Below are 12336 nucleotides of genomic sequence, written 5' to 3'. Positions count from 1 at the left end.
TTACCCGGTAAACACCGCTGTTGATTTCCGCACTAGGCTGCGCTTTCCGCGGGGCGGTGCTGGAGCCTTCGCCTATTGCTCCAATCAACAGCTAGTCACCTTAAAAACGCACATTAGTCTTTTTATTATTGCAGGGGCTCAAGCTTTCCCTGAACCCCAGCACTCCTTTTTAAAGTCCTAGTCGTGTAAAGATGGTATCTACGTGCTGCAGGTGGTAGTTGTAGTCGAAGCAGTCTTCGATCTGTTCTGCAGTGAGGCGGGATGTGATTTTCTCTTCGCCTTCCACCAGTTCGCGGAAGTGGACCTGCTTTTCCCACGCTTCCATCGCTTTCGGCTGAACCGTGTCGTATGCTTCCTCACGGGACATTCCTGTGTCGATCAGAGCCAGAAGTACACGCTGTGAGTAGATCAACCCGAGTGTGCGGTCCATGTTGCGTTTCATGTTCTCCGGGAATACCGTCAAGTTCTTGATGATGTTTCCGAAGCGGTTCAGCATGTAGTTCAATGCAATCGTGGAATCCGGCAAGATGATGCGCTCCGCTGATGAGTGGGAAATGTCCCTTTCATGCCATAGCGGCACATTCTCATAAGCAGTCATCATGTAGCCGCGGATCACGCGCGCCAAGCCTGTCATATTCTCGGAGCCGATCGGGTTACGCTTATGCGGCATTGCAGAAGAGCCTTTTTGACCTTTTGCGAAGAATTCCTCAACCTCGCGTGTTTCGCTCTTTTGCAGTCCGCGGACCTCTACTGCGAACTTCTCGATGGACGTCGCGATTAGGGCAAGTGTGCCTAAGTAATGAGCGTGACGGTCACGCTGCAATGTTTGTGTCGAGATCGGTGCGCGCTGCAGGCCTAATTTTTCACACACATACTCTTCAACGAATGGATCGATGTTGGCGTATGTTCCAACCGCTCCGGAGATCTTTCCGAATTCAATTCCCTCTGCCGCCTGCTTGAAGCGCTCGAGGTTACGTTTCATTTCCTCATACCAAAGGGCAAGCTTCAGACCGAATGTTGTCGGCTCTGCATGCACGCCATGTGTACGTCCCATCATGACGGTGTATTTATGGTCTTGCGCTTTTTCTTTTAAAATAGTGACAAAGCGCTCCAAGTCCGCCTGTAAAATGGCATTTGCTTGCTTCAGCTGATAGGATAACGCTGTGTCCACCACGTCTGTTGAAGTCAATCCGTAGTGCACCCACTTCTTTTCTTCGCCAAGCGTTTCGGATACCGCTCTTGTAAAAGCAACCACATCATGGCGCGTTTCCGCTTCGATTTCTTTAATGCGCTCGATATCAAATGACGCTTTCTCTCTAAGGACCTTTACGTCTTCCTTCGGGATGTCCCCAAGCTCGGCCCATGCTTCACATGCCAGAATCTCTACTTCAAGCCATGCCTGGAATCGGTTTTCCTCTGTCCAGATAGCGCCCATTTCGGGTCTTGTATAACGTTCAATCATGTTAAAATCCTCCGTTCGTCTTTCTTCCAGATCTGCAGTGAAGCCTCTCGCTCCAAAGCCTGTTCCATTGTATCAGCTAGGATTGTGATATGTCCCATCTTTCGTTTTTCCTTGTTTTCCTTTTTCCCATAAAGATGAAGCTTCACGTCTTCGTAGTCCGAAGTCTGCTCTAACGCACACTCGACATGCTCCCCTAATAGATTAACCATTACCACTGGCTTCCATAAGGTGGTTTTTCCAAGCGGCAGGCCGCATATCGCACGGATGTGCTGCTCGAACTGCGATGTTTCGCAGGCGTCTATTGTAAAATGGCCTGAATTGTGGGGGCGCGGTGCCAATTCGTTGATGTAGACTGTGCCGTCTTCAAGGAGAAACATCTCCACCGCAAGCGTCCCGATCAGCCCCAGGCTTTCTGCAAGTGCTGCTGCATATTCGAGGGCTTTTACTTTTACTTCCTCCGCTACTCTTGCAGGTACGATTGATTTATAGAGGATGTTTTCCCGGTGTTCGTTTTCCGCAACAGGGAAGGCTGCAATTTGTCCGTCCGTTCCTCTTGCCACTACAACCGAAATTTCTTTTTGAAAAGGGATCCATTTTTCCAGCACGCAATCTCCATGTACGAGGAGCGCTGCTGCTTGTTCAAGTGCCGACTCATCCTTCAGGACCACCTGGCCTTTTCCATCATAGCCGAAGCGGCAAGTTTTCAGTACCGCTGGATAACCAAGTTCCACGACCGCTTCCATGAGCTCTTCAAGCGTGTGGACTTCACTGTATGGAGCGACCTGAAGGCCGGCTGCCTCAATCGCCTTTTTTTCTGTCACACGATGCTGTGTAGCCTGGAGCAGCTGACTTCCTTGAGGAAGGTACGCGTTCTCCTCCAACCAGGTCAGCGCCTCGTAATCGATGTTTTCGAATTCATAAGTCACTACATCGGATATCTCTGCCAGCTTCCTGATCGCTTCTTTGTCATCAAAGGCTGCCGTGATTTCCACATCGGCAAGAATACCACATGGGGAATCTGGTGTCGGGTCCATTACTGCAATTCGATAGCCCATCGCCCTTGCCGCAATCGCCATCATCCTGCCTAGCTGTCCGCCGCCTATTATGCCAATCATTTTTGGTGGTAGGATTTTTTTAAACAAGCTGCTCACTACTTTCCAACACCTGCAAGCGTGTCTTTTCTCTCTTTTCCGCGAGGCGATAAGCAATCTGTTCGTCAAAGGCACCGAGCATCTGTGAGGCTAAAAGGCCTGCATTCGTTGCACCAGCTTTTCCGATTGCCACTGTTGCAACAGGCACACCGCCTGGCATCTGGACGATCGATAGCAGGCTATCGAGACCGTTCAGGCTTTTGGATTGAACAGGAACCCCGATTACAGGCAAGGTGGTTTTGGCTGCGACCATTCCAGGCAGATGCGCTGCTCCACCCGCTCCGGCAATAATGACCTTTAAGCCTCTTGTACGAGCCTGCTCAGCATAGTCAAACATCAAATCCGGTGTGCGATGTGCCGAGACGACCTTCTTCTCGTATGGTATATGTAATTCATCCAGCACCTCGCAAGCATGCTTCATCGTTTCCCAATCTGAAGTGCTTCCCATGATAACTCCAACTAATACGTTCATCCTGTTCCATCCTTTCAGGTGCTGTTTTTTTTTGAAAATAGGAAAAGCCCAGCATGGATCGCCCCCTGCTAGAGGGAAAGCGATCCACCTGGGCTCCTGTCATAACAAAATAAGCCTTTGCCATAACAAACATAGATGATCGTAACTTCCCCTCATAGTCCGACCAATTTACGGCGGTCAGGTAGAGACTTATGGGCCATATTCCCAAAATTATATGAGGTTTCATTATTTCGTTGTTATCTACGTTTATCTTATCGGCAAATTCGGTTTTTGTCAACGGATATCATGAACATTAAGGTCTATTTATGAAATAATGTTCGTATTTTGGTGTTATTTTTCCACCAATTTACCTTCAAATATGATTTTTTTGCCAATTGGTAGTATTTCTTTATGTCCATCCTTTACCACCTCTTGGAAGATCGGTTCTTCCATTCTCCGTGATGGCTTGTACCCCTCTTTTTCCATACGGTCGAGGCACTGGCCTATGCTTTCGTTTTCCATTACTTCAAAGCTTCGTTTTCGCGGCGTCTTGCCCATTCTTTGATTTTCCTTTCCTTCACAGCTTTTACCCAGAACCCGCCATGGATTGTTTTCGGTTCATACGCAATGATGAATGCTTTCGGGTCGTATTCCTTTATTGCATGGTATAAGCTTACTTCATATTTTCTCGGCGTTAAAATCTGCATCGCCATGCGGTCACCTTCGAGGCCATTCGCCTGCCAGTTTGTCACCCCATAGCCTTTTTCCCTTAAAAGCCTTGGCAGATCTTTGTCATACTCTTTGGTAATCACGTTGACGGTCGTATAGCCGAGTGCCAGTTTCTCCTCGATCTTCATCCCGACAATCACACCAATTCCATATCCTAACGCATAGGCGACCAGATTTTGTATCTCGTTCAGATTATCCAACACAAGCCCAAGGCCGACGACATAGATCACGACTTCCACCATACTGATCCCTGCCGCCAAGTAGCGCTGCCCTTTTAGCGTAAGAATCATCCTTATAGTAAAAAACGACACATAGACAATATTTATTAAAATGATGATTGCTACCATAACAAAGCTGTTTTCTAGCAAAATTTTCTGCCTCCTAGTTGCAAATTCAGTTACTAATTGTACGGGAATCTGCTATTACATGTAAACACCAAAAGCAAATTAATTGGACCATTGCCCTATAAATGGTAGGCTTGTATAGTTGTCCTTTTGGAGACAAATACTTTTAGAAGAGAGAAGTGATGATCATTTTTAAAGGAGTGAAGACAAATTGAAGAAAACAACCCCTGTATTTATTGTTTCTATTATCGTTGCAGTCTTATTCATCATCTGGGGTGTTCTGCCTTCCAGTATGCTTGGTAACGCAAGCCTGAATGCTGTTACAGGCGATGTCCAGAGCTTCATTGTAGAGAAATTTGGATGGTTCTACTTATTGACCGCCACCTTTTTCCTATTATTTAGTGTTATTCTTATATTCACTAAGTACGGCCGCATTAAACTTGGCAAGGACACGGATGAACCGGAGTACGGTTATCTGACCTGGTTCGCCATGTTATTCAGTGCCGGTATGGGTATCGGATTAGTATTTTGGGGTGCCTCAGAGCCGATGTATCATTTCTATGCCCCACCAACAGGTGAAGGGCAAACTGCTGAGTCAGCCCGGGTAGCAATGCGCTATTCATTCTTCCACTGGGGGTTCCACCCATGGGCCATCTATTCGGTGATTGCCCTGGCGCTGGCCTACTTCCAATTCCGTAAAGGAACACCAGGTGTCATCAATCAGATCCTGCGTCCGATTTTTGGCAACAAGGTGGATGGAAAAATCGGTGTATTCATCAACTTCATCGCAGTCTTTGCGACCATTTTCGGTGTGGCTACCTCACTTGGTCTTGGCGCCATTCAAATTAGTGGAGGACTTTCGAGCATCACGCCTGCTATCACGAACAATATCGCGACGCAGCTTGTGGTGATACTGGTCGTGACGGTTCTGTTCATGCTCTCTGCACAGACTGGCCTTAACAAAGGAATCAAATATTTGAGCAATCTGAATGTCATCCTGGCAATAGGATTGATGTTGTTCCTGCTTTTTGCCGGTCCTACCAACTTTATTATGGACCTGTTCACGACAACAGTCGGAGGATATCTGCAAAGTCTTCCTTCCATGAGCTTCAGAATGTTTCCATTTGATCTGGACAACACATGGGTACAGGACTGGACCATTTTCTACTGGGCATGGTGGATCGCATGGGCGCCATTTGTCGGCACTTTCATTGCCCGCATCTCCAAAGGCCGGACCATCCGTGAGTTTTTACTTGGCGTACTTCTGGTTCCAACGATATTCGGTGGACTTTGGTTCTCCGTATTCGGAGGATCAGCCATTTTCCTGGAGTATTTCAATGACATCCCGGTATACAGCGTCATTGAATCACAAGGAATGGAAGTTGCCTTGTTCTCTGTCCTGCAGAATTACCCGCTTGGCATGATTATGTCAGGATTGGCGATATTCTTAATCTGTACGTTCTTTATCACATCAGCCGACTCTGCGACCTTTGTTCTGGGAATGCAAACGACCAATGGAAGCTTGAACCCGCCTGGATCTGTGAAATTCACATGGGGTATCATCCAATCAGCGGCAGCAGCCATCCTGCTATGGACAGGCGGCCTCGAAGCGTTGCAAACCGCCTCCATCATCGCCGCCTTCCCATTTGCCATCATCATGATCCTGATGGTGTTCTCGCTGATCAAGGCATTTAAAGACGAAAGATTTACAGAAATAAAACCTGATGAACGGAAGATGAAATAACATTGAAAGGGGCCTGACCCTCAACGCTTTAAAGCGTTGAGGGTCAGGCCCCTATTTCTATTCTTCTATTTCACCTTCCTTACCTTCCCATACAGCACAGCCGCAGGAATGATCAGTAGTCCACTGAGGACGATCGCGCTTCGGATGTAATATCTGGTTGCGATAACTCCGACAAATGGTCCCCCCAGTCCTTGGCCAACGGCGTTTCCCTGCCCCATGATGGAAAGGACCGTTGCCCTCGAACCGCTTTCGAGCTGCTGATTCAGCCATGTCTGGTAGATCGGAGCTGTAATGGAACCGATGATCCCAAGCACCCAGAAGCTGAAGATTGCCCAATAGAAGGATGGAGCGAGGCCGAAAATGACAGTGAAGACTATTTGACCAAGCGTGAAAAAGAACAAACTGTTTCGTATGACACGGGACCTATTCACATCAAATTTCCGCTGATACCATTCCATGGCCCCGATGCTGATCAGGGTACCGACGAAGTGGATAATGCCGAACCAGACAACCGGACTTAAGTCCCCTATCCTTGGAAAGGCATAGGCCTCCAACAGATGCGCTTCCCATAGACGGTCGAAGCCTTCCGAAGCGGCTCCCATCAATACCGTAACAAGGAGAAGCATCCAGAGAACCGGCTTCTTTTTGATAAAACCGATTCCTGAAACAAAAGTGGATTTCATGGCACGGAACGGCATTTCGATCGCTGCCGGTGCTCTGTCAAACCTTTCTTCTTTCATAAAGAAACATAGGAAAATCCCCAGTAACACGTAAATGCATCCCCCAACTATATAAGGAAGATTCAATGCGATGCCGGCCAATACGACACTTCCCACGATTCCGATAAGACTTGCAACTAGACGAAGCTGATTGGTTCTCACAAAAATGGCAGCTATTGTCTCCTCTCCCGCTTCATCCGCAAGCCATGCCTGATCGGCTCCGCTTAGGAAAGTCTCACCGAGTCCGCGGATTATCTCCGCCACTAATAGGGATGCGAAAATAGCCAAAGCCCCAAATGCGAATGCATCCGTAAAATAAGGGATCGAGCCCTCCAATATAAACGCACCGCCAAGTATAAAGGTCGCAGTGATAATCGAAAACCTTCTACTATAGGTATCCGCCACCACGCCGGTTATCCCCTCAAAAAGGATGATCGTCATCTCAAGGACAGTCCCGATGAGAATGAGCTGAAAGGGATTTAACCCAAGCTCTTCGATATAGTAAATGGCATAGGTGGTGAACATAATAGCGCTCGCAAGCGAGATCAAAAAATGCATCGTGTAATAGATATGCTTTGTTTCAAGTGAATTCATTGTTACCTACCTTCCAATAAGTAACAACACTTCTTCATTTATGTTCCATGCTGTTACTTATTATTTTGTCGTTTCCCCTGTGTATTGTTTATGTGCACATGTAAAGTTTTTTGACATGTTAAACACCTCCAATCTGAAATATATCAAAATTGGAAACCTTTGTATTCAAAAATATTTCGACATACTTTAAGTAGGCACTTACCCACTTTCCGTTGCATAGGCTAAGGGAAAGATGATATTGGAAGAAAGGAAGCGTGATGCGTGATGATGCCTTTTAATCAATTTAAGAATATGGGGGATTGGCGCAAGCAATGGGATCAGTTTTTCGGGGATGAATTCTGGAATGGATTTGAGCCATATTTCCAGAACATGCAGACCCAGACGAACCTCTATAAAAAAGAAAATGAACTATTATGTGTCATGTGTCTCCCTGGGCTGGTCAATCCGGAGCAAGTGCAGCTCTTCATCCGGCCGCAGCAGCTCGAGGTAAAAGGACAGATCAACCTGGGGATCCAAGGCTACGAACTAATCGAGGAAGGCATCACCCAGGGCGACTTCCAGCGCAGCTTCGAACTACCCTTTCCAGTCCGGGATGACAAAGTCGACGCCACCTACGAAAACGGCCTCCTCTACATCCAACTCCACCGCCACATCCCAAGCGACACAAAAAAACAAATCATCATCCAGCACGGAATAAAAAAAGGATAAAAAACCCTGTGGAGGGGCCAGACCCCCACAGGGTTTTTCTTATTTATGTCGAATAATATCAGGTTGGTCCATTTTTTTAATTTCACATATTTTTTATTTTTAGTTGAACGATATTATATTTAGGAGCGTCTCATGGTTGACGCATGGAAAGGAGGCATCCAGTTGGAGCAGGAAGATGATGTTTCTCTAATAAACAAAGCGATATCCGGGAACGGTGATGCTTTTACGCTGCTGTTTCAGCGCTATTATACTTTTTTATATAAATATCTTTTGAAGCTAACCCTGAATGAAGATACCAGCAGCGAACTGGCTCAGGAAACGATGGTCAAATGCTATCAAAACCTTGCCTCCTACAAAGGGGAAGGGAAATTCTCCACATGGATGATCTCCGTTGCATCCCGGTTGTACATCGACACCATCCGTAAGAAAGAGCGGGAAAAGAAGAAAATCACGAGAATCATGCACACCTTATCCAGACAGCTGAACTGGAATTCCCAAAACAGTGGGATGGAATGGAGCGATACCTTTACAGACTTCAATCAGCTGGATGGGAAAGTCCGAACCCCCATACTCCTAAGGCACTATTACGGCTACACCTATGAGGAGATTGGAAACATGCTTGGAATCAAACCTGGAACGGTAAAGTCACGGGTCCACAATGGAATCAAAATGCTGCGAAAGGAGTGGGAAGTCGATGAGTAGACAGGATAATGAAAAAGACAACACAATATCAAAGCTCCAAAAGGACTGGAAACAGCTTGATGAACTTGGGACGCCTCCTATCCCCACTTTGGAAACATTGAACGAACAGCTTTACGCCGCAAAAGTCGAAAGAAAAAGAGCATTTCACAAAGAATTGAGCATATTCATCATAACGGCGCTTGTCATCCTGACTGCATTGACTGCGGCAGTCCTGCAAGCACCAACCATCTTTATCGTCACGCAAGTATCCGCACTGATCGTGGCACCAATCATTTTCTATGTGTTAACCAAAAGAAACCAGGAAGGCCGCATCCTATCATGACCGATAAAGAATTATACATTCTACTGCCGCTGCTCATTCCCGTTCTTTTGACACAAAGCATCCTACTATTCATCGATGCAAAAAAGAAAGGAAGCTACGCCTGGTTCTGGGGAATATGGGGACTTATCCAGTTTCCCATGCCAACCTTGTTTTACCTCTTGTTCGTCATATTGCCTTACCATAGAAAAAAGAAAAAGGAGCTGTGAATATCATGGAATTAAACTGGGCTATTGTCACACCGATCATTATACTGCAAGCAATACTCACGATTGCTGCACTTGTAAGCTGCATCAAGCAGGAAGAAACAAACGGACCTAAATGGTTGTGGATCATCATTATACTTTTCATCAACATCCTCGGTCCGATCCTATATTTTGTTGTTGGACGAAAAAACTAGATAGGGGCGAAGTTCGTGTTAGTAGAAGTTAAACAATTAACCAAAACATATAAACAGCATCAAGCAGTGAAAGGCATTTCCTTTCAAATTGAAAAAGGGCAATGTGTCGCTCTCCTCGGTCCTAATGGCGCAGGAAAGACGACCTCCCTCCAAATGCTCGCCGGACTCCTGACACCTACTTCCGGCACGATTCAATTTCCGGAGCATACAAAAAAGGACTATCGCGAGCTGATCGGCTTCCTGCCGCAGCATCCTTCCTTCTTTTCCTGGATGACGCCCAAGGAGTTTCTGCAATTTGCCGGCAAGCTTTCACATTTGCCTAAAAAACAGTTGGCGGTCAGAATTGACGAAGTATTGGAGTTTGTCAGCCTTACAGAAGTGAAAAATAAAAAGATCGGTGGCTTCTCCGGTGGGATGAAACAGCGCCTCGGGTTGGCGCAGGCCCTCCTGCATGACCCCGAGCTTCTCATTCTCGACGAACCGGTATCGGCGCTTGATCCGAACGGGCGACGTGATGTACTAAGAATCCTGGAAGAATTGAAAAGCAAAATGACCATCCTTTTCTCCACCCATGTACTCCACGATGCCGAACAGGTTTGCGACAGCGTAATCATGCTGAAAGACGGGGAAATCAAATGGGACGGCAGTTTGGCTTCCTTAAAGGAGAACCACTCCACCTCCGCCATTAGGATCAAAACGGCAGAATCAATGGAACAGACCTTTAACGGAATCCCGAGCCTGACCCATATCGACTACCAGGATACCCATACTGCGACCCTTTACTATGAAGAAACATCCTTCAGCACCCATCAACTTTTAAGCAGATTAGTAGAAAATAGAATGACCCTATTACATTTTGAAAAACTACAAGATTCCCTAGAGGATGCGTATATGAAGGTGATGAACTCATGAGAAATTTCCTGACCTTATTACAAAAAGAACTGACAGAAAGCCTCCGTAACGGAAAATGGATCTGGCTTCCGATCGCCATCATCCTGATCGGCATCAGCCAGCCAATCACTACCTATTACATGCCACAGATCCTGGAATCTGCCGGCAACCTGCCTGAAGGGGCAGTCATTGAAATACCGACTCCTTCAGGAGAAGAAGTGCTGGCATCCACCTTAGGGCAATTCGGTACGATCGGGACCCTCTTATTCGTTCTAGGGTCCATGAGTGCCATATCAACGGAAAGGCAAAACAGCTCCCTGACACTTGTGATGGTCCGTCCGGTCAGCCCTTTCCAATACATCGCAAGCAAATGGGCTGCCCAGCTGATTATTGCGCTGGTCTCATTCATCGCCAGCTATGTACTTGTCTGGTATTATACGAATCTATTATTCAATCCTGTCGATTGGAAACTCATGCTCTCCAGTCTCGGCATATACAGCCTATGGATCCTATTTATCATATCAATTACCACACTTGCAGGAACCTTACTTAAAGCATCCAGCGGAATCGCCGGAATCAGCATCAGCCTTCTAGCCGTCCTATCCGTTTCATCCGGATTGTTCACCAGATTTATGGAATGGAGTCCGACAAACCTGAGAAGCCATGCATCCGGGGTCCTCATGAACGGGGAGCTATTGGACAATGGTCTGCTGGTGATTCTCACCACAGTTGGATTGTCGTTAATATTTGTTTTGTTTGCCACTTTTAATTTCAAGAGATTCGAACAATTTTAAAAAAGGGCGGTTGCTTAGTTGGCAACCACCCTTTTTAGATTTTCCAACCGACTTATGTAATCTTCAATTTCCCTTTTATTTTTCAGTACAATGATGTTTTTCCCTTTTCCGTATTGGCGGAATCGCTCTCTCATCTTTTTTTTACGAGGATAATAGGTGCTATAAATGAATTTTATGAACGTCCACTCCATCTTTTCCTTGCAGCCAACCCCCATGTCGGGCCTTGTCTTGCCCAGGTTTGTCAGCCAGCGCTTGATCACCCGGTACAAGCACGTATACAGTGGAATTTCCAGGTATATCATCGTATCCGCATACTCTGCCCTGATATCAAAAGTACCGGTGTAGTTCCCTTCGATGATCCATTCCTGCTTCTCGTCAACTATCTTCTGCTGTGCTTGTCCAAATTCCTCAATACTTGCCTCCACCCAATTCGGCTTCCAAAAAAGTCGATCCAGATGATGCACCTCAATCCCCAATGCCTCTCCCAACCTCCTCGCAAACGTAGACTTCCCAGCACCTGCAGACACCCCTATAACCATAATCCGTTTAATGGAAATCCCTCCCTTTGTTGTAGATTATTAGTATAGCCTAATTTATCGTTTGTGGCGACAAGTAACCTGACCACACCAGTGCCTGGCCCCTCCCTCCACCACCCAACCTCTTTCTCCCCAAAACAAACAAAAAGGGGCATGCCACTGATTAGTACCGCCCCCTCACCACTCTCATCTAAAGAACAATAAATAAACAAACCAACTTCCACACCACACTAGTGCCTGGCCCCTCCACCAACCACCCAACCTCTTTCTCCCCAAGACAAAAAAGAGGGGCCTGGCACTACTCAGCACCGCCCCCCACAACAACCTATTCAAAAAACAAAAACCAAAACAAAAAAAAGACCAGCACCTAAGCACTGATCTTCTCTCTAAACTTGCCTGGCAACGTCCTACTCTCACAGGGGGACAGCCCCCAACTACCATCGGCGCTGAAGAGCTTAACTTCCGTGTTCGGTATGGGAACGGGTGTGGCCTCTTCGCCATCATTACCAGACATATTCAGTTGAAGGATGTTCCTTCAAAACTAGATAACGTTTTTCTTATCAAGATTCACAAATGTCGTTCATTGTTTTTGGGTTAAGTCCTCGATCGATTAGTATTCGTCAGCTCCACATGTCGCCATGCTTCCACCTCGAACCTATCTACCTGATCATCTTTCAGGGATCTTACTTGCCGAAGCAAAAGGAAATCTCATCTTGAGGGGGGCTTCATGCTTAGATGCTTTCAGCACTTATCCCGTCCGCACGTAGCTACCCAGCTATGCCTTTGGCAAGA

Annotated in this window: 15 protein-coding genes, 2 rRNA genes and 1 riboswitch; of the genes, 8 read left to right on the top strand and 9 right to left on the bottom strand. The window is 46.6% G+C overall.

Annotated elements, in window-relative coordinates:
* Positions 1-169: 169 nt before the first annotated feature.
* From purB to ACFVAD_RS21155, 5 genes are all read right to left on the bottom strand, one after another.
* Positions 170-1462, bottom strand: coding sequence for an adenylosuccinate lyase (gene purB, locus ACFVAD_RS21175; RefSeq protein ID WP_204419135.1), 1293 nt, complete (start codon positions 1460-1462; stop codon positions 170-172).
* The gene (purK, locus tag ACFVAD_RS21170) at positions 1459-2604 is read right to left on the bottom strand and encodes a 5-(carboxyamino)imidazole ribonucleotide synthase (protein WP_386645096.1); all 1146 of its coding nucleotides are present in this window, start codon (positions 2602-2604) and stop codon (positions 1459-1461) included. The genes purB and purK overlap by 4 nt, the downstream gene beginning before the upstream one ends.
* Positions 2597-3085 carry a 5-(carboxyamino)imidazole ribonucleotide mutase gene (purE, locus tag ACFVAD_RS21165; protein WP_386644879.1) on the bottom strand — a complete coding sequence of 163 codons (489 nt, stop codon included), beginning with the start codon at positions 3083-3085 and terminating at the stop codon, positions 2597-2599. The genes purK and purE overlap by 8 nt, the downstream gene beginning before the upstream one ends.
* 135 nt (positions 3086-3220) lie before the next feature.
* Positions 3221-3323, bottom strand: a riboswitch (purine riboswitch).
* Positions 3324-3415: 92 nt separating this feature from the next.
* On the bottom strand, positions 3416-3622 hold the full coding sequence (locus tag ACFVAD_RS21160; RefSeq protein WP_386644876.1) for an NETI motif-containing protein: 207 nt from the start codon (positions 3620-3622) through the stop codon (positions 3416-3418).
* On the bottom strand, positions 3586-4140 hold the full coding sequence (locus tag ACFVAD_RS21155; RefSeq protein WP_386645093.1) for a DUF2179 domain-containing protein: 555 nt from the start codon (positions 4138-4140) through the stop codon (positions 3586-3588). Before ACFVAD_RS21155 ends, ACFVAD_RS21160 begins: the two co-directional genes overlap by 37 nt.
* A 208-nt stretch (positions 4141-4348) precedes the next feature.
* Between ACFVAD_RS21155 and ACFVAD_RS21150 the strand changes: the two genes are divergently transcribed.
* Positions 4349-5881 (top strand): glycine betaine uptake BCCT transporter, encoded by a 1533-nt coding sequence (locus ACFVAD_RS21150; RefSeq protein WP_386644873.1) that lies wholly within the window; start codon positions 4349-4351, stop codon positions 5879-5881.
* A gap of 65 nt (positions 5882-5946) precedes the next feature.
* On the opposite strand, the gene ACFVAD_RS21145 is transcribed toward ACFVAD_RS21150, so the two are convergent.
* Positions 5947-7194, bottom strand: a complete 1248-nt coding sequence (locus ACFVAD_RS21145; RefSeq protein WP_386644870.1) for an MFS transporter — start codon at positions 7192-7194, stop codon at positions 5947-5949.
* 264 nt (positions 7195-7458) lie between these two features.
* On the opposite strand from ACFVAD_RS21145, the gene ACFVAD_RS21140 reads away from it, so the two are divergent.
* From ACFVAD_RS21140 to ACFVAD_RS21110, 7 genes are all read left to right on the top strand, one after another.
* Positions 7459-7902 carry an Hsp20/alpha crystallin family protein gene (locus tag ACFVAD_RS21140; protein ID WP_386645090.1) on the top strand — a complete coding sequence of 148 codons (444 nt, stop codon included), beginning with the start codon at positions 7459-7461 and terminating at the stop codon, positions 7900-7902.
* Between the two features lie 162 nt (positions 7903-8064).
* Complete coding sequence (sigY, locus tag ACFVAD_RS21135; RefSeq protein ID WP_386645087.1) at positions 8065-8604, top strand: RNA polymerase sigma factor SigY; 540 nt, start codon at positions 8065-8067, stop codon at positions 8602-8604.
* The gene (locus ACFVAD_RS21130) at positions 8597-8926 is read left to right on the top strand and encodes a YxlC family protein (protein WP_386644867.1); all 330 of its coding nucleotides are present in this window, start codon (positions 8597-8599) and stop codon (positions 8924-8926) included. Before sigY ends, ACFVAD_RS21130 begins: the two co-directional genes overlap by 8 nt.
* Complete coding sequence (locus tag ACFVAD_RS21125; RefSeq protein WP_386644864.1) at positions 8923-9132, top strand: transcriptional regulator; 210 nt, start codon at positions 8923-8925, stop codon at positions 9130-9132. The genes ACFVAD_RS21130 and ACFVAD_RS21125 overlap by 4 nt, the downstream gene beginning before the upstream one ends.
* 5 nt (positions 9133-9137) lie before the next feature.
* The gene (locus tag ACFVAD_RS21120) at positions 9138-9323 is read left to right on the top strand and encodes a PLDc N-terminal domain-containing protein (protein ID WP_386644861.1); all 186 of its coding nucleotides are present in this window, start codon (positions 9138-9140) and stop codon (positions 9321-9323) included.
* 15 nt (positions 9324-9338) lie between these two features.
* A complete protein-coding gene (locus ACFVAD_RS21115; protein ID WP_386644858.1) occupies positions 9339-10235 on the top strand; it encodes an ABC transporter ATP-binding protein in 897 nt (298 codons plus the stop codon).
* Positions 10232-11008, top strand: coding sequence for an ABC transporter permease (locus tag ACFVAD_RS21110; protein ID WP_386644855.1), 777 nt, complete (start codon positions 10232-10234; stop codon positions 11006-11008). Before ACFVAD_RS21115 ends, ACFVAD_RS21110 begins: the two co-directional genes overlap by 4 nt.
* Positions 11009-11022: 14 nt before the next feature.
* Here the strand turns inward: ACFVAD_RS21110 and ACFVAD_RS21105 are convergent, their stop codons facing one another.
* From ACFVAD_RS21105 to ACFVAD_RS21095, 3 genes are all read right to left on the bottom strand, one after another.
* On the bottom strand, positions 11023-11559 hold the full coding sequence (locus ACFVAD_RS21105) for a P-loop NTPase family protein (RefSeq protein ID WP_386645084.1): 537 nt from the start codon (positions 11557-11559) through the stop codon (positions 11023-11025).
* Positions 11560-11938: 379 nt separating this feature from the next.
* Positions 11939-12055: ribosomal RNA gene (gene rrf / locus ACFVAD_RS21100) — 5S ribosomal RNA — on the bottom strand.
* 79 nt (positions 12056-12134) lie between these two features.
* A 23S ribosomal RNA gene (locus tag ACFVAD_RS21095) occupies positions 12135-12336 on the bottom strand; the annotation flags it as partial.

Source organism: Sutcliffiella sp. NPDC057660 (assembly GCF_042800035.1).
Taxonomy (GTDB): domain Bacteria; phylum Bacillota; class Bacilli; order Bacillales; family Bacillaceae_I; genus Sutcliffiella_A.
Note: the sequence above shows the minus strand (reverse complement) of the source record. Positions and strands in the feature narration are given on the sequence as shown.

Bases quoted from the DNA above. Each gene is read 5' to 3' on its own strand.
- purB (WP_204419135.1), bottom strand. From the start codon at position 1,462: ATGATTGAACGTTATACAAGACCCGAAATGGGCGCTATCTGGACAGAG.
- purE (WP_386644879.1), bottom strand. From the start codon at position 3,085: ATGAACGTATTAGTTGGAGTTATCATGGGAAGCACTTCAGATTGGGAA.
- ACFVAD_RS21160 (WP_386644876.1), bottom strand. From the start codon at position 3,622: ATGGGCAAGACGCCGCGAAAACGAAGCTTTGAAGTAATGGAAAACGAA.
- ACFVAD_RS21155 (WP_386645093.1), bottom strand. From the start codon at position 4,140: ATGGTAGCAATCATCATTTTAATAAATATTGTCTATGTGTCGTTTTTT.
- ACFVAD_RS21145 (WP_386644870.1), bottom strand. From the start codon at position 7,194: ATGAATTCACTTGAAACAAAGCATATCTATTACACGATGCATTTTTTG.
- ACFVAD_RS21140 (WP_386645090.1), top strand. From the start codon at position 7,459: ATGATGCCTTTTAATCAATTTAAGAATATGGGGGATTGGCGCAAGCAA.
- ACFVAD_RS21130 (WP_386644867.1), top strand. From the start codon at position 8,597: ATGAGTAGACAGGATAATGAAAAAGACAACACAATATCAAAGCTCCAA.
- ACFVAD_RS21125 (WP_386644864.1), top strand. From the start codon at position 8,923: ATGACCGATAAAGAATTATACATTCTACTGCCGCTGCTCATTCCCGTT.
- ACFVAD_RS21120 (WP_386644861.1), top strand. From the start codon at position 9,138: ATGGAATTAAACTGGGCTATTGTCACACCGATCATTATACTGCAAGCA.
- ACFVAD_RS21110 (WP_386644855.1), top strand. From the start codon at position 10,232: ATGAGAAATTTCCTGACCTTATTACAAAAAGAACTGACAGAAAGCCTC.